Origin of the sequence: Sphingobium sp. SA2, from assembly GCF_032227065.1 — a bacterium.
GTDB lineage: Bacteria > Pseudomonadota > Alphaproteobacteria > Sphingomonadales > Sphingomonadaceae > Sphingobium.
The window spans coordinates 2,725,526-2,751,215 of sequence record NZ_JAPMXX010000006.1; the positions used below are offsets into that span (position 1 = coordinate 2,725,526).

Sequence of the window (25,690 nt, forward strand, 5' to 3'; positions counted from 1 at the left end):
ATGGGCAGCGACGATACGCCTAAGGGCTTCCTTTTCGCTGATAGTCGTTAACCGGGCCGTTCCTGCACGCCCGTTCGCATAAAGAAGTAGCTGTCCCATGATGCTGACCGATCCTGCCCAGAAATACCGCGCCTTTCCGCAAGTCGACCTGCCCAATCGCCAATGGCCCTCGCAAGTCATCACGTCGCCCCCGCGCTGGCTCTCCACCGACTTGCGTGACGGCAATCAGGCGCTGATCGACCCCATGAACGCGGAGAAGAAGAGCCGCTTCTTCGACCTGCTGGTCCAGGTCGGCGTCAAGGAGATCGAGGTCGGCTTCCCGTCGGCCGGCGCGACCGAGTTCGACTTCATCTCCAGCCTGGTGAAGGAAGGCCGCATCCCCGACGATGTGATGGTCCAGGTGCTCACGCAAGCCCGCGAAGACCTGATCGCCACCACCTTCGAATCGCTGCGCGGCGCGGAGCGGGCGATCGTCCATGTCTATAACGCCGTCTCGCCCGCCTGGCGGCGGATCGTGTTCGGCATGGACCGGGCGCAGGTCAAGGACATCGCCGTCCATGCCGCCAAGCTGCTGCGCGACAATGCCGCCAAGCAGCCCGACACCGACTGGCATTTCGAATATAGCCCGGAAACCTTCTCGACCGCCGAGCTGGATTTCAGTCTGGAGTGTTGCGAGGCGGTGATGGACATTCTCCAGCCCACGCCAGAGCGGCCGCTGATCCTCAACCTGCCCGCGACGGTCGAATGCGCCACCCCCAACATCTATGCCGACCAGATCGAATGGATGTGCCGCCATATCAGCAAGCGCGACAGCGTGGTCATCTCGCTGCACCCGCATAATGATCGCGGCACCGGCGTCGCGGCGGCGGAACTCGGCCTCATGGCGGGTGCCGACCGGGTCGAAGGCTGCCTGTTCGGCAATGGCGAACGCACCGGCAATTGCGATATCGTGACCGTAGCGCTCAACATGTACACGCAGGGCATCAATCCCGGCCTCGATTTCAGCGACATCGACAACGTCATCCAGACGGTCGAATATTGCAACCAGCTGCCCGTCCACCCGCGCCATCCCTATGCCGGCGAGCTGGTGTTCACCGCCTTTTCCGGCAGCCATCAGGACGCGATCAAGAAGGGCTTTGCCGCGCAGGAAGCGCGCAATGACCTCATCTGGGACGTGCCCTATCTGCCGATCGACCCCAAGGATCTGGGCCGCGACTATGAAGCGGTGATCCGCGTCAATTCGCAGTCGGGCAAGGGCGGCGTCGCCTGGGTGCTGCAACAGGATAAGGGCTTCAAACTGCCCAAGCGGATGCAGGCCGACTTCTCCCGCGTGGTGCAGGGGCTGGCCGACCAGTCGAGCCGCGAACTCAACGCCGCCGACATCTGGGCCGCCTTCCAGGACCATTATCGCCTGGCCGGGGATCAGGCCTATGCGCTGATCGACTATCATGAAAGCGGCGCGGCGGGCGACCGCATCTTCACCGGCAAGATCGCCTATAAGGGCGGCGAACGCAGCATCTCCGGGCGCGGCAATGGCCTGCTCTCCTCGGTGCTGGCCGCACTGCGCGACGAACTGGGCGTGGAGCTGGAAATCGCCGACTATAGCGAACATGCGATCGGTGCAGGCAGCAACGTCAACGCGGCCGCCTATGTCGAATGCCGCACGCCGGACGGACGGACGGTGTTCGGCGTGGGGACGGACGCAGACGTCGCGACGGCTTCGGTGCAGGCGGTCTTGTCGGCGGCCAATGCGGTGGCAGTGCGGACCTAAAACTCCGTCATCCCAGCGAAAGCTGGGATCTCTCTTTTCTTCCGCGCATGGTTGAAGAAAGTGAGATCCCAGCGTCCGCTGGGATGACGATGCATTTGCCCCTGGTTACTTCGCCAAAGCCCGCAACACAGCATCCCACTGCGCCAGCGCCGCGCCGATCCCCGCGACCGGCGCCCGCTCGTTCAGCCCATGGGCAAAGCCGTCCTCCGCCTTCATGAACAGGCTCGACACGCCATAGCTCGGCACGCCAAGCGCGCGGAAATGCACGCTGTCGGTGGCGCCGCCGGACATGCTCGGCATGATCGGGATGCCCGGTGCTCGTGCGGAAACGGCCGCGACCACTGCCTGCATCACATCCGCGCGCAGCGGCGAGGCGTCGCTCGCCAGCGGATCGCCCAGCGTCGTGACGGTCGCGCTCTCGTCCGCCACCACCCGCACCAGTTCCGCCTTCACCGCGTCGATCGCCACGCCCGGAAAGATCCGGCAATTCACCTGCACCTTGGCGCTCTGCGGCAAAGCGTTGAGCGCATGGCCCGCCTGCGCCATCGTCGCGACGCAGGTCGTGCGCACCTGGCCGACAAATTCCGGTCGGCCCGACAGCAGGTCCGCCGCCGCCGCGTCCCCCGTTTCTGCATAGCGCTTCATCGCCGCACCGACTTCGCCACCGATCCGGTCGGCCGACAGCGCCAACGACGCCTTGGTCAGTTCATTGCGCATCGGCGCAAACTGGTACGCCGCGATCCTGTCGATCGCCCGCGCCAGCCGATAGAGCGGATTGCCCGCCGTCGGCGCGCTCGAATGGCCACCAGGATCGGTAAAGCCGATCTCGAAATCGGCATAGGTCTTCTCGCCCGCCTGCAACTGATACAGCACCGGCTCGCCCGCCTCGTTCAGCAGCCCGCCGCCGCCATCGCCGTTCAGCAACAGTTCCGCGTCCTTATATTGCGCCGCCAGCGCCCGCGTCGTCACCATCGCGGTCTCTTCGTCGCCCGACAGCAGTAGCGTCACGGTGCGGCGCGGCGTCCACCCGTCCTTCTTCAACTGCGCCAGCGTCGCGACCATCATCGCGACATCATATTTATTATCCTCCGCGCCTCGCCCGAAAATATAGCCCTTCTCTTCCACCGGCACGAACGGGTCGCGGGTCCAATCCTTCGGGTCGGCCGCCACCACATCCATATGGCCGATCATCAGCAGGGGCTTGAGCGTCGCATCCCGCCCCCGGATCGTCGCAGCAAAGGTCGCCGTCTCCCCCATCGGCGTGATGACGATGTCCGCATCGGCAAAGCCCGCCGCCTTCAGCACCGACGCATAATAGGCCGCGAGCTTCGGCACCTCGCCCGCCCCCTCGACGGTGCGAAAGGCGACGGAGCGCATCAAGATATCCTTCGCCACCACCGGGTCCGCCGCCGCCATAGCCACCTGCGGCAGCATCACCGCCACCCCCGCCAACAACCCGCACCGCCACCCCATAAACCTGCCCCTCGATTTCGTCAGGCAACCAATGTGGCACAGGCACAAGCCCCCGCCAATCCTCCGCACCCATCCTCCCCTGGCAGGGGAGGTGGCTGGCCGCAGGCCAGACGGAGGGGTGTCACCCTCTCGATAGGGCAACACCCCTCCGTCAGCACTACGTGCTGCCACCTCCCCCACCGGGGGAGGATGTAAAGACCACCCCCCGCCAAAAACTAAACCCCGCCCAACTATTGCTTGCGCGCAATCCCGCGCCACTCCCCCATATGCTACGCCGTTCGCCCAAAGGATTTGCGCCCATGACCCTCCCCTATCGCAGCTTCGGATTCCAGGTGCTGGTCGGCATGGTCGCAGGGCTGGCGCTCGGCCTCCTCGCCCGCACCATGGGCACGGGGCCGGATGGCGACCTCAACTGGCTCGCCACCGCGCTCCAGACCGTCGGCACCATCTTCGTCGCGCTGCTCAAAGCGATCGTCCCACCGCTCGTCTTCGCCGCCATCGTCGCGTCGATCGCCAATCTGCGCGCGCTCGACAATGCCGCGCGGCTGGCGGGGCAGACCTTGCTCTGGTTCGCCATCACCGCACTCATCGCGGTCAGCATCGGCCTTGCCATCGGCATCATCGTCCAGCCCGGCATGGGCCTTGGCACCGCCGCGCTCGCCGCCAAACAGCCCGATGCGGTCGGCGGCTGGCTCGATTTCCTCAAGGGTCTCGTCCCCGGCAACAGCCTGGCGCTGAGCGGCAGCACCAAGATCGCGCCAGACGGCACCGCCAGCACCAGCGTCTCCTTCAACATCCTGCAACTGCTGGTCATCGCCATCGCGGTCGGCCTCGCCACGCTCAAAGTCGGGGAGAAAGCCGAACCCTTCCTCGCCTTCGTTCGCTCGCTACTGGCGGTCGTGCGCGCGCTGCTCGGCTGGGTCATCCGCCTGACGCCGATCGGCTCGGCGGGCCTGATCGGCGCGGCGGTCGCCACCTATGGCTGGGACGCACTCGCAAGGCTCAGCGTCTTTACCGGCGCCATCTATCTGGGCCTCGGCATCGTGCTACTGATCGTCTATCCGACGCTGCTGCTCGCCCATGGCCTCAAGCCCCTGCCCTTCTTCGCCAAGGCCTGGCCCGCCATCCAGTTGGGCTTCGTCTCGCGCTCCTCGGTCGGCACCCTGCCCGTCACCGAAGCCGTCACCGCACGGCTCGGCGTGGACAAGGCCTATGCCGCCTTCGCGATTCCCCTCGCGTCCACCACCAAGATGGACGGCTGCGCGTCGATCTACCCCGCGCTCGCCGCCATCTTCGTTGCAGGCTTCTACGGCATTCCGCTTGGGGTACTCGACTATGCCCTGATCGCCCTCGTCTCGGTCATCGGCTCCGCCGCGACCGCAGGCCTGACCGGCGCCGTCGTGATGCTCACCCTCACGCTTTCGACGCTGGGCCTACCCCTGGAAGGCGCAGGCCTGTTGCTCGCCATCGACCCCATCCTCGACATGGGCCGCACGGCCGTCAACGTCGCGGGGCAAGTGCTGGTCGGCGTGGTCGTCGCGAAACGCGAGGGGATATTGGACGAAGCGGCTTATTATGGGGAGGGGGCGTTGGTGGCGGCCGAATAAGCCAGCCCCCTCATGCCGCTTCGACGACCCTGATTTCCAGCGTCAGGCCCGATTGCGTGGCCAGATTGACCAGCGCATCGAGGGAAAATTTGCCCAGCTTCCCCCGCAGCAGATCGTTCAGGCGCGGGCGCGTGATGCCCAATCGCGCCGCCGCCGCTTCCTGCGACATGTCCCACGCCTGGATGCGCCGTTTCAGCGCCGACAGCAATTCGGCCCGCGCCTTCATATTGGCGGCCTCCACCGGCGTATCGGCCAAGGCGTCGAACACGCTGTCAAATGTCTGAATGTCCATCGCCTATTCCTTTTCTCCCCAGGCCCGCAACCGCTTTGCGGCCAGATCAATGTCCTTCTGCGCCGTCGCCTGGCTTTTCTTCTGAAAGGCGTGGAGCACCAGCACCACGTCCTCCACCGTCGCCAGATCGATCACCCGGAACGCGCCAGACTTGTCCCTGATCCTGATTTCACGCACACCCGGACCAATGCTCTTCATCGGCTTCCAGTCGTCAGGATCATGGCCGCTCTGGACTTCGCTTAACTGATAGCCAGCCTCCGACCGCGCCTCATCGGGAAAATCCCGAAGCCGCGCGAGGCTGTCCCCAAGAAACGCAATTCGCTTCATGACAAGGGTGTATCAAATTCGATACATTTTTGCAAGTCGTGTGTTCTGGGAGACCGCTTCAGATGGAGAGGTGACAATCGCCCTCGTAACGCCCACTCTGTCAACGTTCGGACTCCGCTCGAAGGCGCAGGCCTATTGCTCGCCATCGACATCATCCTCAACATAGGCCGCGCAGCGGTCCACGTCGCGGGCAAAGTGCTGGTCAGCGTGGTCGTCGCGAAGCGCGAGGGATATTGGACGATGCGGCTTATTATGGACAGCGAGATTTGGTGGCGGCTTGAGGGGCAATTATACAAGGCCGTGATATTTCGAGATACTCCTGTGAGTGGAGTCAACAAATCTGGAAAGGGAAGGGCACCCTTACGGGCGCCCTTTTTCTTAACTATCCGCGATTGGAACCGCCCTTCGCCAATCGAGCGAAGATTGAGGTGATTTGATGGAGGGTGGAGTAGCATGCCTTGCTCTTCCCCATCGTCTGGGGATTACTGCCAGCAATCTCCATATAAGCCTGCTTCGCAACATCGATCAGTTCAGCATCTGTCAGTGCGTCGGGTTTGCGCATCACCCACGCGCTCTTCTTAGGCTTTACAACGAAAGCTGAATGGGCCGCTAGAATGGGAAAAATGACTCCATCTGGCACTTCTACTATCACACCGTCTTCCCTTGTGATCGAGCGGATGCGCGTTCCTTTGAAGCCCTGATGAGATTTCCACTTTTCATATAAGCCCCATGCAGTAGGTGCGAGGTCCATGAAGGCCTCATACACTTCTACTGGACCGTTATCGACAACATTCTGAAACAACTTAAGGCAGCGAGTTTTCTGCGAATAAGTAAAAACCTTATTTGCGCTATCAAGGCGGTCCAATTTATCCAAAACTTCTTCCGGAAGAATAGCAAAAAGAACTTGTATCAGCTTTTCTGTATCGATGTATTCGCCATCATTTGTGAGATCAGTTTCAGATTTACGTAACTTAGCCTTTGGATACACAGCCTGAAGCGCGGACTCAAGTTCATCAAGCTGCCCACGACGACCAGCGATTGATATTGCGCGAACGTCATTCTGGAAGTTACGGGCGATCGAAATCTCTGCGATCAAATCCCGGTCCTTCGTTATGATCAGTTCAAACTTAACGCTTGGATCAACGCCAGTTTCATCTTTTACATGATCGTTAAAGAAGCGCTTCAATTCACCTTGCGTCTGAGAGCCATTAATAATGCTCGGCTTCTCAAGACGAACGATCTTTTTCGCATCGTCGACGGTTGCACTCCGCGCCACGATTACGAGGCCTCCATTGAGGATATTAAACTGATCCGGATGGTCCCGAAGAGTTTTCCGAATAGCCTGATGGACCAATGTGGGAGAGTGCTTTTGCTTCCCCTTGGCTTCCACTAAATATTCTCGGACGTTTTCATCGTCTTCAAGGTCGAGAAGGCTGGATGCCGGCGCTTGTCCGGTATAGACCTTACGATCATCTGCATCGTCTTCGGGTGCGCTTATGTTCCGAAGGACACGATACTCTAGGGTATAGCTCTCTTGCTTGGCAGTAGAAGCCATTTCATATTCCTTTCATCTAACGATCGCCCACTGCTTGGCGCATCCACCAGGATGACCGGAACGAATCGTGTTTATTCCTATCGGCTTATTTACCTCATCTCTCAAGGCCTTATTAGGGATGCTGCTTATTTTTCGCCTTGCCCTCTACACTCGGTAAAAATCAGCCTCGTTCGCGGAAAAGAAGCCGCCCCCACACTTCGCAAAAACCCTCCTATTGCGAAGTCCGTCCTGCAAACCCCAACCCCAGCAAAATCGAACCCTGCAACGGTGTGAACTTCACAAGCTTCGCACAGCACCACCCCCCCCGCCACCCCACCCCAAAAGCCACCCACGCCGCCCTGTCCTACTGCGCGCCCATCGGCTATAGGCCTTGGCCCGAACGGCAGAATTGCGACATCAAGGCGAATATCAGTGGCAGACTATCAGGTGCATATCATCGGCGGCGGGCTCGCCGGGTCCGAAGCGGCGTGGCAGTTGGCGCAGGCGGGGATCAAGGTGCGCCTGTCGGAAATGCGGGGCAGCGGGGACATGTCGCCCGCACACCAGACCGAAGGCTTGGCCGAACTGGTCTGCTCCAACAGTTTCCGTTCCGACGATGCCGACAAAAATGCCGTGGGCCTGCTGCATCAGGAAATGCGGCGGCTGGATTCGCTCATCATGGCGAGCGCCGAACCGGCCAAAGTGCCCGCAGGCTCGGCGCTGGCGGTGGATCGCCATGTCTTTTCCGGTGCCGTCACCCGCGCGTTGGCCGATCACCCTAATGTCGAGATCATCCGTGAACGGATCGACACGCTGCCCACGACAGGCATGACCATCATCGCCACTGGCCCCCTCACCGCGCCCGCGCTCGCGACCAGCATTGGCCAGGCGGCGGGGATGGAGCATCTCGCTTTCTTCGACGCGATCGCCCCGGTCATCCACCATGACAGCATCGACATGGACCAGTGCTGGATGGCCAATCGCTGGGACAAGATCGGCCCCGGCGGCGGCGAGGGGAAGGATTATATCAACTGCCCGATGGACAAGGAGCAATATCAGGCCTTCGTCCAGGGGCTGCTCGACGGCGAAAAGACCGAGTTCAAGGAATGGGAGGCCAACACCCCCTATTTCGAAGGCTGCATGCCGATCGAGGTGATGGCGTCGCGCGGGCCGGAAACGCTGCGCCATGGGCCGATGAAGCCGATGGGGCTGGACAATCCGCGCACCGGCCGCTGGCCCTATGCCGTGGTGCAGTTGCGGCAGGATAATGCGTCGGGCACGCTTTGGAACATGGTCGGTTTCCAGACCAAGCTGAAGCACGGCGCGCAGGTGGAATTGTTCCGTACTATCCCCGGCCTCCAGAACGCCGAGTTTGCGCGGCTGGGCGGGCTGCACCGCAACACCTTCATCCAGTCGCCAAAGCTGCTCGACGCCACGCTGCGCCTCAAAAGCGCCCCGCATATCCGCTTTGCCGGGCAGATGACGGGCTGCGAAGGCTATGTCGAAAGCGCGGCAATCGGCCTGATCGCCGGGCGCTTCGCCGCGGCCGAATTGCTGGGTCAGACGTTGACGCCGCCGCCCGCCGACACCGCGCTCGGCGCGCTGCTCGGCCATGTGACGGGCAATGTCGCAACGGCGGACTATCAGCCGATGAACGTCAATTTCGGCCTCTTCCCGACGCTGGATGACGTCAAGAAGAAGCAGCGCAAGGAAGCCTATACCTCCCGCGCCCGCGCCTCCTTCGGCGCGTGGATGGGCGAGATGGCGATCGCCTAATGCCATCCTGCAATGAGGCTGACTTATGAGCCTTGTTCCCCGGCGAAGGCCGGGGTCCAGTTCTGGCCGTGGGACTGGACCCCGGCCTTCGCCGGGGAACAGCCAACCACAGGTTTCGATTAATGCACTTTGCTACAACCGATCACACCGGCAAGGCGGTGGTATATTTGGTGGTCGACAGCGCAAAGTGCGAAGCCGCCCCCGCCACCGTCGGCTGGGCCAACAAAGTGTGCATCAGGAACTGGTTATAATCGGCGACGTCCGCCACCACGACCCGCAACAGATAGTCCCACTCGCCGGACATGGAGAAGCATTCGACGATTTCCGGGCACTCATCGACAAAGGCCTCGAAGGCGCTGCGCGGTTCGCGGGCATGGCTGCGCATGCGGATATTGCACAGCACATTGACCCCGCGATCAACCTTGGCGGGATCGACCAGCCGCACCGCGCGGGTCAACACCCCCGCCGCCTCCAGCGCCTTGATCCGGCGCCAGCAGGAGGCGGTCGATGCGCCGACCTGTTCGGCCAGTTGCGCATGGGGAATGGCGGCGTCGGCCTGCAATATGGCGATGATCCGCCGGTCGATCGCATCGATCTGATAGTCCTGTTTCATATCTGGCCCATATTTGATGAAATCATGTCCAATATTGCGCAGCAAAGCAGGAGATTGAAACCCTTTTTCACTTGAACCATGCAATATTATCGTCATGGCCCAAACCGACATAGAGCGCCCCGCAGGCACCGCCGAGGACTGGACGATCCCGCAGGATTGGGCCGCCTACACGCCTCAGGAACATGCGCTGTGGGACAAGCTCTTCGCCCGCCAGGCGCAGATGCTCCCTGACCGCGTCGTGGCGGAGTTCATGAACGGGCTGGACGTGCTGCGGATGACCCGGCCGGGCATCCCCGATTTCGATGAGCTATCCGAACGGCTGATGAATCTGACCGGCTGGCAGGTCGTCGCCGTCCCCGGCCTCGTCCCCGACCGGCTGTTCTTCGATCACCTCGCCAACCGCCGCTTCGTCGCCGGGCGCTTCCTGCGCACGCCCGACCAGATTGATTATCTGTCCGAACCCGACATCTTCCACGACGTCTTCGGCCACGTCCCCCTGCTCGCCAACCCCGCCTTCGCCGACTATATGCAGGCCTATGGCCAGGGCGGCCTGCGCGCCGATGGTCTGGGAGCCATCGACCGGCTGGCCCGGCTCTATTGGTACACCGTGGAGTTCGGCCTGCTCCGCCAGGGCGACGACCTCAAACTCTATGGCGCGGGCATCGTGTCGTCGCATGGCGAGTCCATCTACGCTCTAGACGATCCCTCCCCCAACCGGCTGGGCTTCGATCTCAAACGGCTGATGCGTACCCGCTACCGCATCGACGATTATCAGCAGAGCTATTTCGTCATCGACAGTTTCGAAGATCTGCTGCGCCAGACGGTCGAGACCGACTTCGCCCCGCTCTACGCTGAACTCGACGGCCTGCCCGATCTCGACACCGATACCATCCTGCCGACCGACCGGGTCTACACCCGCGGCACGCAGGCCTATGCCAAGATAAAAAAGGAAGAGGAGCCGCAATGACCGCTACCATAGACAATCCCCTGGGCCTCAACGGCTTCGAATTTGCCGAATTCACCTCGCCGGATCCGGCGGCGATGGCGGCGCAGTTCGAACAACTGGGTTTCGTGCCGACGCACCGCCACCCGACCAAGAATATCACCCGCTACAAGCAGGGCCGCATCAACCTGATGCTCAACCGCGACGATGCCGGGCGCGTCGCCGCCTTTCGCGGGGTCCATGGTCCCTCCGCCAGCGCCATGGCCTTCCGCGTCGCCGATCCGCAGGCTGCGATGCGCTGGGCGCTCGACCATGGCGCGCAGGCGACCGAGGAGGATGACACCGTCATCCAGGGCATTGGCGGCTCCTACCTCTATTTCATGCCCGATGGCCAAGACCCCTATGCCGACTGGGCCGAATTCCCCGGCTGGCAGGAAGCGGAAGCGAAGAACAATGTTGGGCTCGACCTGCTCGACCATCTGACCCACAATGTCCGGCGCGGGCAGATGCAGGTGTGGAGCGAATTTTACCGCACCCTCTTCGGCTTCGAGGAGCAGAAATTCTTCGATATCAAGGGCAAGGCGACCGGCCTCACCAGCCAGGCGATGATTGCGCCTGACCGCGCGATCCGCATCCCGTTGAACGAGAGCCAGGACGACAAGAGCCAGATCGAGGAGTTCATCCGCGACTATCATGGCGAAGGCATCCAGCATCTCGCGCTCACCACCGACAATATCTACGACACGGTCGAAAAATTGCGCGCGCGCGGCGTGCGGTTGCAGGACACGATCGAGACCTATTATGATCTGGTCGACAGGCGCGTCCCCGGCCATGGCGAGGATCTGGCCCGGCTGCGCGCCAACCGCATCCTGATCGACGGCAGCGTCGAGAATGGTGAGGGCATTTTGTTGCAGATCTTCACCGAAAATATGTTCGGCCCGATCTTCTTCGAAATCATCCAGCGCAAGGGCAATGACGGGTTCGGCAACGGCAATTTCCAGGCCCTGTTCGAAAGCATCGAGCTCGACCAGATCCGGCGCGGCGTCGTGTCGGTCGATGCCTGAACGCGACAGGGGGCGGCACCACCGCCCCCTGCCCTGACGTCAGGCCCGCCGCCCACCGAAGCGCGCATAGAGCGTCGGCAGCACGAACAGGGTCAGCAGCGTCGCCGACACCAGCCCACCGATCACCACCGTCGCCAGCGGCTTCTGCACCTCCGCGCCCGATCCAGTCGCCAGCGCCATCGGCACGAAGCCGAGCGAGGCGACCAGCGCGGTCATCACCACCGGCCGCAGGCGGCGCATCGCCCCCTGCTCCGCCGCCCGCGCCCGGTCCATACCCTGCCCGATCAGTTCCTGAATCGCCGTCACCATCACCAATCCGTTGAGCACGGCAATGCCCGACAGCGCGATGAAGCCCACCGCAGCCGACACGGAAAAGGGCATGCCCCGCAGAAACAGCGCCAGCACGCCCCCCACCAGCGCCAACGGCACGCCGGTAAAGACGATCATCGCGTCCCGCACATTGCCCAATGCTCCGTAGAGCAGCAGCAAAATCAGCACGAAACAGGCAGGCACCACCAGCAACAGCCGATCCCGCGCAGACGCCAGATTTTCGAACTGCCCACCCCATTCGAGATAGGCCCCCGCCGGCAAGCGCACATCGGATGCGATCTCCGCCTGTGCATCCGCCACCACGCTCGCGACGTCGCGCCCGCGCACATTGGCCTGCACCACGATCCGGCGCTTGCCATTTTCGCGGCTGATCTGGTTGGGACCAGTCGTCACCGCGATCTCCGCCACGCTCGCCAGCGGTACGAAGGCGCCATCGGGTATCGGCACAGGGATCTGCCCCACCGCCTCGATATCGGCCCGCTGCGCATCGTCGAGCCGGATCGTCACCGCAAAGCGTCGATCCCCTTCGAAGATCATGCCCGCATCACGCCCGCCGATCGCGGCGGCCACCACATCCTGCACCGCCTTGGCCGACAGCCCCATCGCCGCCAGCGCCTCGCGCCGGGGGCGGATGTCGAGCATCGGCAGCCCCTCGGTCTGCTCGACCCGCACGTCCACCGCGCCGTCCGTCCGCCGCAGGATCGTCGCGACCTGATTGGCGGTGCGGGCCATCGCATCGGCATCGTCGCCAAAGACTTTGACCGCCACGTCACCCCGCACGCCCGCAATCAGTTCGTTAAACCGCATCTGGATCGGCTGGCTGATTTCGAAGGCATTGCCGGGCAGCACCGCCAGCTTCTTTTCGACCGCTTCCACCAGTTCCGCCTTGGGCAATTTCGGGTCGGGCCATTCCGCACGCGGCTTCATGATGATGAACGTGTCCGAGATATTCGGCGGCATCGGGTCCGATGCCAGTTCCGCCGTCCCCGTCTTGGAAAAGACGAAGCGGACCTGCGGCAAAGTAGCGATCGCCTTTTCGACATCGAACTGCATCGCCTGGCTCTGTTCGACCGACGTGCCCGGAATGCGCAGCAATTGCGCGGTCATGTCGCCCTCGTCGAGCTGCGGCAGAAACTCCTGCCCCAGCGTCAGGAACGCGCCGATCGCCAGTACGAACGCGGCCACCGCGACCCCCATGGTCCGGGTCGGCCGCTTCATCGCCTTGTCGAGGCCGGGTTCATAGCGGGTCTTGAGCCAGCCCATGATCCGCCCTTCCTTCTCCTCCACCGGCTTCGACAACAGCACCGCAAGCAGGGCCGGCACGAAAGTCAGCGACAGGATGAAGGCGCAGACCAGCGCCAGGATGACCGTCAGCGCCATCGGCGTGAACGTCTTGCCCTCGATTCCCGTCAGCGTCAGCAGCGGCACATAGACGAGGATGATGATCGCCTGGCCATAGACCGACGGCCGGATCATCTCCCGCGCGGCGCCCACGACCACGGCCAGCCGCTCGTCCAGCGTCAGTACCCGGCCTTCACGATGCTGCCCTTCGGCGATCCGCCGCAACGCATGTTCGACAATGATGACCGCGCCATCGACGATCAGGCCGAAGTCGAGCGCGCCCAGGCTCATGAGATTGGCCGACACGCCCCCCTGCAACATGCCGAAGCTGGTCATCAACATGGTGATCGGGATCACCAGCGCCGCGATCAGCGCCGCGCGGAAATTGCCGAGCAGCACGAACAGGACGACGACGACCAGCAACGCGCCTTCGGCCAGATTCTTGGCCACCGTGTTGATGGTCGAATGCACCAGCGCGGTACGATCCAGCACCGGCTGGACGATGACGTCGGTCGGCAGGGAAGCGTTGATCTCCTCCAATCGGCGGGCGACCGCCGATGCCACGGTGCGGCTATTCTCGCCCACGCGCATGACCGCCGTGCCAACCACGACCTCGCGCCCGTTTTCGGACGCCGACCCCATGCGGATTGCCTGCCCCGTCCGGACCGTTGCGACCTGGCTCAGCAGGATCGGCACGCCCTCGCGCGTCGCGATCACGGTGCGGGACAGATCCTCCGCCCCGGTCAGCCGCGCATCGGATCGCACTGCCAGCCCCTCGCCATTGCGATCGACCACGCCCGCGCCAACCGCATTATTATTATCTTCCAACGCGCGCGCCAGATCGTCGATGCTGATCCGCAACGCCGCCAGCCGCGCCAGATCGGGCACGACCTGAAATTGCTTCACATAGCCGCCGATCGAATCGACCCCGGCCAGGCCCGGCGTGTTCTTGAGCAGCGGCGCGACGATCCAGTCCTGCGCGGTGCGCAGATAGGTCGCCTGATCCGCCTGGCTCACCAGCCGCTCGCCCTCCGGCGTGATATAGCTGCCATCGGGTTGCAGCCCCGGCTCGCCCGGATCATGCTGGTCATCCTTGCGATGGGCGAGGTGGACGGTCCACATATAGACCTCGCCCAGCCCCGTGGCGATCGGCCCCATTTCCGGCGTCACACCCGCAGGCAGGCTTTCGGCCAGCCCTGCCAGCCGCTCATTCACCTGCTGCCGGGCGAAATAGATGTCGGTGGAATCGGTGAAGACGGCGGTGATCTGGGCAAAGCCGTTGCGGCTCAGCGAGCGACTATATTCCAGCCCCTCAATCCCCGACAGCGCGGTTTCGATGGGAAAGGCGACCTGTTTCTCAACCAGTTCGGGCGAGAGCGACGGCGCGCGGACATTGACCTGCACCTGGTTGTTGGTGATATCGGGCACCGCATCGATCGGCAGGCGCTGAAGCGCCCAGCCGCCGATGAGGCAGGCGATGAGGGTCAGCAGCAGCACCAGCCAGCGCCGCGCGACCGCGAAGGTGACGATCCGGTCAATCATCGATCAATGCCCATGTTCCGCTTCGCCCTTGCCGAGTTCGGCCTTGAGCGTGAAGCTGCCGGTGGCGGCGATCCGCTCGCCGCCTTTCAATCCCTTGGTGACGATGACGCGATCCCCACTCACTGGCCCCAGTTCGACCGGAACCGCCTGAAACCCGGTGCGGGTGCGCACGAACACGCTGCTCTTGCCCTCGACCGTCTGCACCGCGATCTGCGGCACGGCGATGGCGCGCCCGCCATCCCTGGACGGCAGATCGACGGCGGCGGTGACATTCTCGCCGACGCGCCATTGCCCGTCGCGATTGTCGATCGTGGCGATGATCGGGACCAGCCGGGTCGGCGCGTCGAGGATCGGCGACACGAAGCTGATCCGCGCCTGCGCCGTGCGCCCTGGCGCGGTCACCGTGACCGTGCCGCCCGGTCTCAAAGTTCCGGCATCGGCCGCCGACAGCGACAAGGTGACTGAGAGCTTGCCAAGATTGGCGACGCGATACAGTTCGGTATCGGCCGCTACCACCTGCCCCAGCATCGCGCTGCGGCCAACCACCTGCCCGCCAATCGGCGAGGGCAGGCTGATGCGGTTGAGGCCACCGCCCGCGCGGCCCGTCGCGGCCAGTTGCTGCTGCGCCAGCCGCAGCGCAATCCCCGCCTCGGTCGCGCTCGTGCGCGCCGCGATCAGATCCTGTTCGGGCGATACTTTCTCCGCGAACAGCCTCTGCTCCCGCCCCAAATTGCTGCGCGCCAGCGCCAGCCGGGCGCGGGCCGCCTCGATCTCGCCCTGCATCTGCGCCGCCTCGCGGCTTTCGATCACCGCCAGCGGATCGCCCCGCCGCACCGCCTCGCCCAGATTGCGATGGAGCGCGACCACGCGCCCGCCCACTGCCGCCGTCACCACCTGCATGCCCTGCGGATCGGCCTCGATCGTCGCGGGCAGGCTCGCCGCCCCGCCTGATCCCGCCATGCCGACCGGCACCAGCAATATGCCTGCGCTACGGATCTGCGCTTCGGACAGGGTGATTGCCCCCTCCTCTTCCGCATGATCCTCCTCGCCTTCCTCGTCATGGTCTTCGGCGTGGCCCGCCTCATCATGCGCTTCATTCTGCGGTGCCGTCTCGCCACAGGCGGCCAGCAGCAGGAACAGCGGCAAGGCCGCCGATAATGTCCATTGTCTCATCGGATCAATCTTTCACGAACAAGGATGCCGGGGCGACCAGCCGGTCGCGGCGCGCCGAAGCATCATGATAGGTGGCCAGCGCATCGATCGCGGCCATGCGGGTGTCGAGCAGCGCGCGTTCGGCTTCGATCAGGTCGATCTGCCCGAACTTGCCCTCGCGATAGCCGATGCGCGCGATCCGCGCCGCCTCCTGCGCGGCGGCAAGCGCCGGGCCGCTGGCGATGCGTGCGGCGGTTTCGGCATTGGCGACCTCCGCGTCTGCCGAAGCGATGGCCTGGTCGAGCTGGATTTCGGTCATCCGCCGGGTCGCGTCGGCGCGTTGCCGTTCGGCCCGCGCCTGCGCCTGCGCCGCGCCGCCATTGTCGAATATCTGCAAGGGGATGTTGATGCCCATCAGCAACGCAGTGTCGTTGCTGCCCGACAGGCGGCGAGGGCCAGCGAACAATTGCAGGTCAGGCACCCGTTGTGCGCCCGCCAGCCGCACTTGCGCGTCGGCGGTCACCACATCAAGCGCTGCGGCCCGTGCAGTCAGCATGTCGCGCACCGCCGCCCGATCGACCGGTCCGGCCGCCGCCAGCGTCTCGAACCAGCGCAAATCTAGCGCGCCTGCTACTGGCGCGCCGATCAACCGGCCCAGATTGGCGCGCGCGACATTCGCCAACCGTTCGGCTTGTTCCTGCGTTGCCTGCGCATTGAGATGCGCCAGTTCGGCCCGTTGCGCCTCCAAAGGCGAGGCACGCCCCGCCCGCACGCGCACCTGCGCCGACCGCAGCGCTTCCGCCGCAATCGCCACCTGCCGCTGCGCCACGCTCGCCCGCTCCACCGCCGAAACGGCAGTGACATAGGCTTGCGTCACCGCCAGCCGCAGGTCGGCGGCAATCACCGCCTGCTCGATTTGCGCGCGATCCTGCTGCGCATTGGCCAACGCAACCCGCGCCGGCCGCTTGCCGCCCAGTTCCAGCGGCAGCGTGACCTGCGCCGTCGTCTCGGCGCTGCGAAAGCCGCGATAGTCGCCGCTGCCCGCGACATTTTCGGTCTGGATATTCAGTTCGGGATTGGGCCGCAGCCCCGCCACGGTGCGCGCCGCCTGCGCGACCAGCACGCCCGCCGCGCCGCTTTCGATGGCGGGCGATGTCGCACCCGCGCGTTCTAGCGCTTGCGCCAAGGTAAAAGATGGTTCGTCCGCCCGCGCCACGAAGGCGCTGGTGCAGCACGACACGGCCAGACAGGCCGCAAGGATGCGTTTAATGAAGATAATTCCTGAAATCAACGAGAAAGGAACCGCGACGCCAGGCGAGCGCGGCCTATTCGGTCGATGTCAGGCGATGGGTGGGCGCAATGTTCGAGCAGGCTCGATGGCGGACAGGCGCGGCGCCGGGGGGATCATCAGCTGGTCGCGGGTGGCCACCGTCCCATCAAAGGAAACGCGCGATCCCGCCGTGCCGACATGATGGCCATGGCAGCCGCCATGATGATGCGGCAGGCCATTATCCGCGTCGCCGGGTTGCAGGTCGCCATGCATGTCGGCCGCGCTGATCGACAGGCTGGTCTCATCTTCGACACAGCCCAAGGCCTCGGTCGCATGCGCAAGCGTTCCCATCCCCATGGAGAGGAGAATCATGACCGCCGCACAGAAAGACAGCAAACCCCGCATGGCTTGCCCTTAACAGTCTTGCACGCGCCTGTCATCGTCCGCTGATAAGGGCGGCTGCTTATCGAAAACTTTACCCTGTCCGCGCTAGGACGGGGGCCTGTTTGGATTGCCGGGATTGCCGATGCGCTTTGTTCTGACCCTGCCCCTGATCGCCGCGCTGGCCGCGCCGCAAGCCGCTTATGCCCAGATCGCCGTTGCCGACAGCGGCGACACCGGCTGGATGATGGTCTGCGCGCTATTGATCCTGCTGGCGGCCTTGCCGGGATTGATGCTGCGCCATGCGGGCCAGGTCAATGTCCGCAACGCGCTCTCGGTCATGGCGCAGGGCGCGGGCGTCATCGCGACCGTGTCGCTGGCCTGGGCGATCGTCGGCTACAGCCTCGCTTATGCACCGGGCAGCGCCTGGCTCGGCGGCGGCGCGAACCTGTTGCTCGCCAATCTCGCGCAGTTGCGTGACGGGTTGACGGTGCCTGAATCCGCCTTCGTCCTGTTTCAGCTTGCCCTTGCCCTGCTCGCCGCCTGCCTGCTGGTCGGCACCGTCGCCGAACGCACGCGGATCGGCTGGTTCTTGGGCTTCGCGCCGCTCTGGCTGCTGCTCGTCTATGCGCCGATTACCCATGCGGTGTGGGGCGGCGGCTGGCTCGCGGACTTGGGCGTCATGGATTTTGCCGGCGGCCTGGTCGTCCATGGCGTCGCGGGCTTCTCCGCCCTTGCCCTCGCACTGATCGCCGGGCGCAGGCGCGATCCCGCCAGTGTCGGCCATGCGCCGGTGCTTAGCCTTGCGGGTGGGGCGCTGCTGTGGATCGGCCTGTCCGGCATGGTCGGCGGCTGGGCGCTCGGCGCGACCGACGATGCCGCGACCGCACTGCTCAACCATCATTTCGCCGCCTGCGCCGCTGCGCTAACCTGGGCGCTGCTCGACCATGTGCTGGGCAAGCGCACCTCCGCCACCGGCATATTGTCCGGCGCCCTGGCCGGAATCGCCGCCATCGCCGCATCGGCCGCGCTGGTCGGCACCGGCGGCGCGATGCTGATCGGTGTGATCGCCGCGTTCCTCTGCCGCCTGGTTCAGCCCCTTGTCGCCCGCCATGTCGATGACAGCGCCAGCGTCTTCGCCATTCACGGCCTTGGCGGCGCGACCGGCATGCTGCTCCTGCCCGTCTTCGCCCTGCCGCTGATGGGTGGGGTCGGCTTCGACATCGGCATCACCCTGACCGGCGCACTGACATCGCAAGCCATCGGCCTCGTCATCGTCGCGCTCTGGGCCATGGTGGGCAGCGCCATCGCTGCGCTGATCGTCTCGATGCTGATCCCCATGCGCGCCACCGCGCAGGAGGAAGCAGACGGCCTTGATCTGGCCCAGCATGGCCAGCAGGGCTGGGACTTCCGCTAGACGCCATGGCCGTCGCCGTCGCTATCTTCGCCCATCAGGAGGAGCGCCGGATCGGCGCCTGCCTGGGTTCACTGCCGCTCGACCGGCCCGACACGCTTTTTCATGTGCTGGTCAACGGCACGACCGATGCCACCGTCGCCCGCGCCACGGCGGCGGCGGGCGGGCGCACCAACGTTATCGTCCACGACATACAGGTGGGCGGCAAATCGCGCACCTGGAACCATATGGTCCATGGCCTGCTGACCGGGACGGAAGACGCCGTCATCTTCATGGATGGCGACGCGCAGATCGTCGCCGGGTCGATCGACGCGCTGGTCGCGGACCTCGCCGCCAACCCCCAAGCCAATGCCAGCGCAGGCATGCCGATGAACGGCCGCATGGCGGATTTCTATCGCCGCAATCTCAAAATCGAAGGCGGCCTGTTCGGCGATCTCTATGCTTTGTCGGGACCGTTCGTCGCGGCGATCCGCGCGCGCGGCCTGCGCCTGCCCGACGACCTGATCGGCGACGATGGCCTGGTCGCCGCCTGGGCGCACACCAACCTCGCCAGCGATGCCGACTGGCAGCATGGCCGCGTGCTGGCCTGCGACGCGGCCGGCTTTCTGTGCGAGCAGGTCAGCCTCGCCCGCCCCTCGACCTGGACGATGCAATATAAGCGGCTGATCAATTATTCGGTGCGCTTCTTCCAGAACCGCATCGTGTCGGACATCATGACGCGGGAGGGGCCGGACGGCCTGCCCCCGCGCCTCGCCAGCCTCTATCCCGACTGGCTCCCCCGCTTTCGCCCGCGCCCCGGCCTCACTGGTTGGTTCGACCGCAAGGCCCTGGCGCGGATGCGCCGATCTTCCTGAAAAAGCCCCGGATGCGCCGTGCGATTTAGCGATCGCGGCCCGCCAGTTCCTTGTTCACGAACAGGGCAAAGCCCGTAACGATCGCCCCGGACAGCAGATAAGCGCCCGACGCCGCCAGCCCGAACTCGGTCGAGATCAGCAGCGCTACCAGCGGCGCGAACCCTGCGCCCACCAGCCAGGCCAGGTCCGACGTCAACGCCGATCCGGTATAGCGCGTCGCCGACCGGAAGTTGGACGCCACCACGCCGGACGACTGGCCAAAGCTGAGGCCCAGCAGGATGAAGCCGATCACCATGAACGCCACTTCGCCCAGATCGCCGCCATTGAGCAGCAACGGCGCGGCCACCGCGAAAAAGGCCGTGCCCACTGCCGAATAGCCGAGCAGGCGACGTCGCCCGATCATATCCGCGACAAAGCCCGACACGATGATCGCCAGCACACCCACGAACGCGCCGATGACCTCGATCATCAAAAAGCGTTCCAGCGGCTCGTCGGTGTAGAGCGCGATCCACGACAGCGGAAACACCGTGACCATATGGAACAGCGCAAAGCTGGCCAGCGGCGCAAACGCCCCGATCACGATATTGCGCCCTTCGCTGCGCACGGTTTCGATCACCGGCGAAGGCTGCAATTCGCGCGCTTCATAGAGCCGCGCAAATTCCTCCGTCACCACGATCCGCAACCGCGCGAACAACGCCACCACGTTGATCGCAAACGCAACGAAGAAGGGATAGCGCCAGCCCCAGCTCAGGAAATCAGCGGTGGATAGGGTGGAGAGGAAGAAGGCGAACAGCCCCGCCGCCACGATCAACGCCAACGGCGCGCCCAATTGCGGCATCATCGCATACCAGCCACGCTTGGCCTGTGGCGCGTTGAGCGACAGGAGCGAGGCCAGCCCGTCCCATGTCCCGCCCAGCGCAACGCCCTGCCCGGTCCGGAACAGCGCCAGCAGCACCGCCGACCAATGGCCGATCGTCTCATAACCGGGCAGGAAGGCGATGGCCGCCGTCGATCCGCCCAGCAGGAACAGCGCGATGGTCAGCTTCACCCCGCGCCCGAAGCGACGATCGACCGCCATGAAGATGAGCGACCCGATCGGCCGCGTCACGAAGGCGAGCGCGAAAATGGCGAACGACCAGAGCGTCCCCTCCAGCGGCGACAGATAGGGGAAGACATGCGCCGGGAAGACGATGCACGAGGCGATTGCATAGACGAAGAAGTCGAAAAATTCCGATGTTCGGCCGATGATCACGCCGATGGCGATCTCGCCCGGCGCGATCTTCTTGCCGTCATGGGCGTGAAGGTTGCGCATGTCGCGTTCCGCCTGGGTGGAGTTGGTCTCCAGGTCAGGGCCGGGCGTGGTCGTCGCGGAGGTCATAGCGTGAAACGGGCCTTCATGCTGCGGGAACGATTCGGGGCCGCACAAGGCTGCACGACGAATCATTCTGGTGGTCAAATATACCCATGCCCTATTTCGCCACTGCGCAGGGATAGGACAAAAGGTCCAATGTCACCCCGGAATTTTCCCGACTAGACGAGCCTCATGATCGCCCGCACGCCCGCCCCAAGCCGCGCATTTCTGCGCCGATTCGCTCCCCTCCTGCTGCTGCCGCTAGGCGCATGCGACTGGGTGGTCATGGCCCCGTCGGGCGATGTTGCAATGCAGCAACGCGACCTCATTTTGATATCGACAGCGCTGATGCTGCTGATCGTCCTGCCCGTCATGGGCACGATCGGCTGGTTCGCCTGGAAATATCGCGCCAAGGCGCAAGCGGAAGATTATGATCCCGACTGGGATCATTCCACCAGCCTGGAATTGCTGATCTGGTCGGCGCCGCTACTCATCATCATCGCGCTGGGCGCGGTGACCTGGACCAGCACCCATTTGCTCGACCCCTATCGTCCGATCGAACGCATTGATTCGGCGCGCAAGGTCGATCCGGCGGCCAAGCGCCTGCAGGTCGAAGTGGTAGCGATGGATTGGAAGTGGCTGTTCATCTACCCCGAACTCGGCATCGCGACAGTCAATGAACTGGCCGCGCCGGTCGATCGGCCGATCGAGTTCAAGATCACCTCCTCGACCATCATGAACAGCTTTTTCGTGCCTGCGCTGGCTGGCCAGATCTATGCGATGCCCGGCATGCAGACGACGCTGCACGCCGTCGCCAACAAGCCCGGCACGTTCGATGGCTTTTCCGCCAACTATTCCGGCGCAGGCTTCTCCAACATGCGCTTCAAGTTCCACGCCATGGATCAGGGCGGGTTCGACCAGTGGGTCGCCCGCGTGAAGGCCAGCGGCGCGACGCTCGACCGCGCGACCTATGTGAAGTTGGAACAGCCAAGCGAGAAGGTGAAGCCCCTGTATTTCGCGGGCGTCGAGCCCCGCCTGTTCCACGCCGCGCTCAACATGTGCGCGCAACCGGGCAAGCGCTGCATGGACGAGATCATGATGACCGACATGCATGGCGGCGCTGGCAAAGAATCGGCCCACGATACCAAGGGCCTGCGCCATGACGGCACGATCGACGTCGGCGGCTACCACCCGGTCGAACCCGGCAAGAAGGGCGAGATCGCCCAGCCCGCAGGCATGACCCCTGCTGCCAAGCAGACCCCCGCCGCGCAGGGCAACCAGGCCCCGGGTCAGCAGGACCATGAAGGGCACGGAGCGCATCATGGGAATTAAGGCACCTGCTCCCCTCCCCTTCAGGGGGGGGGCCGGGGTGGGGGCCATCCTCTTGGCATTGCACCTGCCGCACGCCCCCACCCCAACCCCTCCCCTGAAGGGGAGGGGCTTTATAAAACCCGAGTCTCCCCTTCTCTCTACATCAAGGCCGTAACGCCCATGTCCCCGCATCCCGCCTCCGAAAATAGTGGCATCTGGAAGCTGATCTTCGGTCGTCTCGACTGGAGTTCGCTCCCGCTGCATGAGCCGATCGTCGTCGGCACCTTCCTGATGGTCGCGCTGGGGGGCGCGGTAGTGTTCGGGCTGGTTACCAAATATAAACTCTGGGGCACGCTCTGGAACGACTGGTTCACCACCGTCGATCACAAGCGCATCGGCATCATGTATATGATCCTGGGGCTCATCATGTTCCTGCGCGGCTTCGCCGACGCGATCATGATGCGGTTGCAGCAGGCGATGGCGTTCAACGGTTCCGAAGGCTATCTCAACGCCCATCATTACGACCAGATTTTCACGGCGCACGGCGTCATCATGATCTTCTTCGTCGCAATGCCGATGATTACGGGAATCATGAACTATATCGTCCCGCTGCAGATCGGCGCGCGCGACGTGTCCTTTCCCTTCCTTAATAATTTCAGTTTCTGGATGACCACGGCGGGCGCGATCATCGTCATGATGTCGCTGTTCGTCGGCGAATTCGCCCGCACCGGCTGGCTCGCCTATCCGCCGCTGTCGGGCATCGCTTACTCACCGGGCGTCGGCGTCGATTATTATATCTGGGGCTTACAGATAGCGGGCATCGGCACCTTGCTGTCCGGCGTCAACCTGATCGCGACCATCGTCAAGATGCGCGCGCCCGGCATGACCATGATGAAGATGCCCATCTTCACCTGGACCTCGCTCTGTGCCAACGTGCTGATCGTCGCCGCCTTCCCGGTGCTGACTGCCGTATTGGCGCTGCTCAGCCTCGACCGCTATATCGGCACGGCCTTCTTCACCAACGACATGGGCGGCAACCCCATGATGTATGTGAACCTGATCTGGATCTGGGGCCACCCGGAAGTCTATATCCTCATCCTGCCGCTGTTCGGCGTCTTCTCCGAAGTCACCTCGACCTTCTCGTCCAAGCGCCTGTTCGGCTATAGCTCGATGGTCTATGCGACGATCGTCATCGCGCTGCTCAGCTATCTCGTCTGGCTGCACCATTTCTTCACCATGGGGTCGGGCGCCAGCGTCAACAGCTTCTTTGGCATCACGACGATGGTGATTTCCATCCCGACCGGGGCCAAGCTCTTCAACTGGCTGTTCACCATGTATCGCGGCCGCATCCGCTATGAACTGCCGATGATGTGGACGGTCGCCTTCATGCTGACCTTCACCGTGGGCGGCATGACCGGCGTACTGCTCGCCGTGCCGCCAGCCGACTTCGTGCTGCACAACTCGCTGTTCCTGATCGCGCATTTCCACAATGTCATCATCGGCGGCGTCCTGTTCGGCCTGTTCGCGGCGATCAACTATTGGTGGCCCAAGGCATTCGGTTTCCGCCTGGAAACCACCTGGGGCAAGCGCAGCTTCTGGCTCTGGGTCGTCGGCTTCTGGACCGCCTTCATGCCGCTCTATGTGCTGGGCCTGATGGGCGTCACCCGCCGGATGCGCGTGTTTGATGATCCGAGCTTGCAAATCTGGTTCCAGATCGCGGCGCTGGGCGCGGTGATGATCGCGGCGGGTATCGCCTGCATGTTCATCCAGTTCGCGGTCAGCATCAAGAATCGCGACCAACTGCGCGATACGACCGGCGATCCCTGGGACGGCCGCACGCTGGAATGGGCGACCAGTTCGCCCCCGCCGGACTATAATTTCGCCTTCACGCCCGTCATCCATGATGGCGACGCCTGGGCGGACATGAAGAAGCGCGGCTATCAGCGTCCCCTGACCGGCTACAAGGCGATCCATATGCCGTCCAATACCGCGACCGGCCTGATCATCGCCGGCCTGTCCGTGGCCTTCTCCTTCGGCATGATCTGGTACATCTGGTGGCTGGCGGGCCTGTCTTTCGTCGGCATCCTCGCCGTCGCGATCGGCCATACCTTCAACTATAAGCGCGACTTCTACATCCCGCAGGATGTGGTCGAGCGCACCGAGGGCGAGCGCAGCGCGCTGCTCGCAACACAGGGCTAACATCATGGCCACACGCTCCAAGATCGACCCCGCCTTCCTCGATCAGGACGGCAAGCCCCTCTTCCATTTGGGCGAGGAACCGCACCATCCCGAAGGCTCCAGCACGTCGCTGGGCTTCTGGATCTACCTGATGAGCGACTGCCTCATCTTCGCCTGCCTGTTCGCCACCTATGCGGTGCTGAGCGGCAGCTATGCCGCGGGGCCAGGGCCGCGCGACCTGTTCGACCTGAACCTCGTCGCGCTGAACACCGCGATGCTGCTCTTCTCGTCCATCACCTATGGCTTTGCCATGTTGTCGATGGAAAAGAACAAGGTCGCCGCGACCCAGGGCTGGCTGGCCATTACCGGCCTGTTCGGCCTCGCCTTCCTCGGCATCGAACTCTATGAATTCGCGCACCTCATCCATGAGGGCGCGACGCCGCAGCGGTCGGGCTTCCTGTCCGCCTTCTTCGCGCTGGTCGGCACCCATGGGCTGCACGTCACTTTCGGCATCATCTGGCTGGTGACGCTGATGGTACAGGTCGCCAAAAAGGGGCTGATCCCCGCCAACCAGCGCCGCCTGATGTGCCTCAGCATGTTCTGGCACTTCCTCGACGTCATCTGGATCGGCGTCTTCACCTTCGTCTATCTCATGGGGATGCTGCGATGAGCGCGCACGATCACGACACCCACGCGCATGGCGCCCACGGCACGATGGGCAGCTATATGATCGGCTTTGGCCTGTCGGTCCTGTTGACGGCCATCCCCTTCTGGCTGGTGATGACCGGCTATTTCGCCAATACACAGACCACCGCGCTCGTCATCATGGCCTTCGCGGTCGTGCAGATCGTCGTCCACATGATCTACTTCCTGCACATGAACACCCGTTCGGAAGGCGGCTGGTCGATGATGGCGCTGATGTTCACTTTGGTCCTGGTGGTCATCACCTTGTCCGGTTCGATGTGGGTCATGTATCATCTCAACACCAACATGATGCCCGCCATGACGCATGACATGAGCCAGATGCCGTGACATCTACATGCTTCTAGCAGACATCCAGAACCACAACGGTTTGGCATTGGCGATTGTGTAGTTCACAAACCTGGCAGCAAAATCCTCCCCTGGAAGGGCAGGGGAATCGCATATGGGCTTGAACGATTGATCGA

Annotated in this window: 21 protein-coding genes and 1 pseudogene; 12 read left to right on the plus strand and 10 right to left on the minus strand. The window is 63.7% G+C overall.

The window, feature by feature from the left end:
• The first annotated feature begins 97 nt into the window (after positions 1-97).
• Positions 98-1,771: a 2-isopropylmalate synthase gene (gene leuA, locus OVY48_RS20755; RefSeq protein ID WP_313924278.1), complete on the plus strand. Its 1,674-nt coding sequence runs from the start codon at positions 98-100 to the stop codon at positions 1,769-1,771.
• Between the two features lie 105 nt (positions 1,772-1,876).
• On the opposite strand, the gene OVY48_RS20760 is transcribed toward leuA, so the two are convergent.
• Positions 1,877-3,244, minus strand: a complete 1,368-nt coding sequence (locus OVY48_RS20760; protein WP_313924279.1) for a M20/M25/M40 family metallo-hydrolase — start codon at positions 3,242-3,244, stop codon at positions 1,877-1,879.
• 299 nt (positions 3,245-3,543) lie between these two features.
• On the opposite strand from OVY48_RS20760, the gene OVY48_RS20765 reads away from it, so the two are divergent.
• Positions 3,544-4,851, plus strand: coding sequence for a dicarboxylate/amino acid:cation symporter (locus OVY48_RS20765; RefSeq protein WP_096062882.1), 1,308 nt, complete (start codon positions 3,544-3,546; stop codon positions 4,849-4,851).
• Between the two features lie 10 nt (positions 4,852-4,861).
• On the opposite strand, the gene OVY48_RS20770 is transcribed toward OVY48_RS20765, so the two are convergent.
• Positions 4,862-5,143: a helix-turn-helix domain-containing protein gene (locus tag OVY48_RS20770; RefSeq protein ID WP_096062883.1), complete on the minus strand. Its 282-nt coding sequence runs from the start codon at positions 5,141-5,143 to the stop codon at positions 4,862-4,864.
• A gap of 3 nt (positions 5,144-5,146) precedes the next feature.
• Positions 5,147-5,470, minus strand: coding sequence for a type II toxin-antitoxin system RelE/ParE family toxin (locus tag OVY48_RS20775; protein ID WP_313924280.1), 324 nt, complete (start codon positions 5,468-5,470; stop codon positions 5,147-5,149).
• An 85-nt stretch (positions 5,471-5,555) separates the two neighbouring features.
• Between OVY48_RS20775 and OVY48_RS23920 the strand changes: the two are divergent.
• Positions 5,556-5,751: pseudogene (locus OVY48_RS23920) on the plus strand (cation:dicarboxylate symporter family transporter); the annotation flags it as partial.
• Between the two features lie 101 nt (positions 5,752-5,852).
• Here OVY48_RS23920 and OVY48_RS20780 read toward each other — a convergent pair.
• Positions 5,853-7,025: an AIPR family protein gene (locus OVY48_RS20780; protein ID WP_313924281.1), complete on the minus strand. Its 1,173-nt coding sequence runs from the start codon at positions 7,023-7,025 to the stop codon at positions 5,853-5,855.
• Between the two features lie 411 nt (positions 7,026-7,436).
• Here OVY48_RS20780 and trmFO point away from each other — a divergent pair, with 411 nt between their 5' ends.
• Positions 7,437-8,780: a methylenetetrahydrofolate--tRNA-(uracil(54)-C(5))-methyltransferase (FADH(2)-oxidizing) TrmFO gene (trmFO, locus tag OVY48_RS20785; protein ID WP_313924282.1), complete on the plus strand. Its 1,344-nt coding sequence runs from the start codon at positions 7,437-7,439 to the stop codon at positions 8,778-8,780.
• Between the two features lie 142 nt (positions 8,781-8,922).
• On the opposite strand, the gene OVY48_RS20790 is transcribed toward trmFO, so the two are convergent.
• A complete protein-coding gene (locus tag OVY48_RS20790) occupies positions 8,923-9,393 on the minus strand; it encodes an Lrp/AsnC family transcriptional regulator (protein WP_313924283.1) in 471 nt (156 codons plus the stop codon).
• 94 nt (positions 9,394-9,487) lie between these two features.
• Here OVY48_RS20790 and phhA point away from each other — a divergent pair, with 94 nt between their 5' ends.
• Both phhA and hppD read left to right on the plus strand, forming a co-directional pair.
• On the plus strand, positions 9,488-10,360 hold the full coding sequence (phhA, locus tag OVY48_RS20795; protein ID WP_313924284.1) for a phenylalanine 4-monooxygenase: 873 nt from the start codon (positions 9,488-9,490) through the stop codon (positions 10,358-10,360).
• On the plus strand, positions 10,357-11,400 hold the full coding sequence (hppD, locus tag OVY48_RS20800; protein ID WP_313924285.1) for a 4-hydroxyphenylpyruvate dioxygenase: 1,044 nt from the start codon (positions 10,357-10,359) through the stop codon (positions 11,398-11,400). The genes phhA and hppD overlap by 4 nt, the downstream gene beginning before the upstream one ends.
• Before the next feature lie 39 nt (positions 11,401-11,439).
• On the opposite strand, the gene OVY48_RS20805 is transcribed toward hppD, so the two are convergent.
• The 4 genes from OVY48_RS20805 to OVY48_RS20820 all read right to left on the minus strand — a co-directional run bounded on the left by OVY48_RS20805 (position 11,440) and on the right by OVY48_RS20820 (position 17,440).
• Entirely contained in the window at positions 11,440-14,613 is a 3,174-nt protein-coding gene (locus tag OVY48_RS20805) for a CusA/CzcA family heavy metal efflux RND transporter (RefSeq protein WP_313924286.1), read from the minus strand.
• Positions 14,614-14,616: 3 nt separating this feature from the next.
• Entirely contained in the window at positions 14,617-15,786 is a 1,170-nt protein-coding gene (locus OVY48_RS20810) for an efflux RND transporter periplasmic adaptor subunit (RefSeq protein WP_313924287.1), read from the minus strand.
• Positions 15,787-15,790: 4 nt separating this feature from the next.
• Complete coding sequence (locus OVY48_RS20815; RefSeq protein ID WP_313924288.1) at positions 15,791-16,951, minus strand: TolC family protein; 1,161 nt, start codon at positions 16,949-16,951, stop codon at positions 15,791-15,793.
• A 153-nt stretch (positions 16,952-17,104) separates the two neighbouring features.
• On the minus strand, positions 17,105-17,440 hold the full coding sequence (locus OVY48_RS20820) for a hypothetical protein (protein WP_313924289.1): 336 nt from the start codon (positions 17,438-17,440) through the stop codon (positions 17,105-17,107).
• A gap of 121 nt (positions 17,441-17,561) precedes the next feature.
• On the opposite strand from OVY48_RS20820, the gene OVY48_RS20825 reads away from it, so the two are divergent.
• Positions 17,562-18,833, plus strand: coding sequence for an ammonium transporter (locus OVY48_RS20825; protein WP_313924290.1), 1,272 nt, complete (start codon positions 17,562-17,564; stop codon positions 18,831-18,833).
• Positions 18,834-18,838: 5 nt separating this feature from the next.
• Complete coding sequence (locus OVY48_RS20830) at positions 18,839-19,684, plus strand: glycosyltransferase (protein ID WP_313924291.1); 846 nt, start codon at positions 18,839-18,841, stop codon at positions 19,682-19,684.
• 25 nt (positions 19,685-19,709) lie between these two features.
• Here the strand turns inward: OVY48_RS20830 and OVY48_RS20835 are convergent, their stop codons facing one another.
• Positions 19,710-21,062, minus strand: a complete 1,353-nt coding sequence (locus tag OVY48_RS20835; RefSeq protein ID WP_313924292.1) for an MFS transporter — start codon at positions 21,060-21,062, stop codon at positions 19,710-19,712.
• A gap of 165 nt (positions 21,063-21,227) precedes the next feature.
• On the opposite strand from OVY48_RS20835, the gene cyoA reads away from it, so the two are divergent.
• The 4 genes from cyoA to cyoD all read left to right on the plus strand — a co-directional run bounded on the left by cyoA (position 21,228) and on the right by cyoD (position 25,556).
• Positions 21,228-22,367, plus strand: coding sequence for a ubiquinol oxidase subunit II (gene cyoA / locus OVY48_RS20840; protein WP_313924293.1), 1,140 nt, complete (start codon positions 21,228-21,230; stop codon positions 22,365-22,367).
• A 159-nt stretch (positions 22,368-22,526) separates the two neighbouring features.
• A complete protein-coding gene (gene cyoB / locus OVY48_RS20845) occupies positions 22,527-24,545 on the plus strand; it encodes a cytochrome o ubiquinol oxidase subunit I (protein ID WP_037472343.1) in 2,019 nt (672 codons plus the stop codon).
• Positions 24,546-24,549: 4 nt separating this feature from the next.
• Positions 24,550-25,194, plus strand: coding sequence for a cytochrome o ubiquinol oxidase subunit III (gene cyoC / locus OVY48_RS20850; RefSeq protein ID WP_096062897.1), 645 nt, complete (start codon positions 24,550-24,552; stop codon positions 25,192-25,194).
• Positions 25,191-25,556 carry a cytochrome o ubiquinol oxidase subunit IV gene (gene cyoD, locus OVY48_RS20855; protein WP_037472347.1) on the plus strand — a complete coding sequence of 122 codons (366 nt, stop codon included), beginning with the start codon at positions 25,191-25,193 and terminating at the stop codon, positions 25,554-25,556. The genes cyoC and cyoD overlap by 4 nt, the downstream gene beginning before the upstream one ends.
• Positions 25,557-25,690 lie beyond the last annotated feature (134 nt).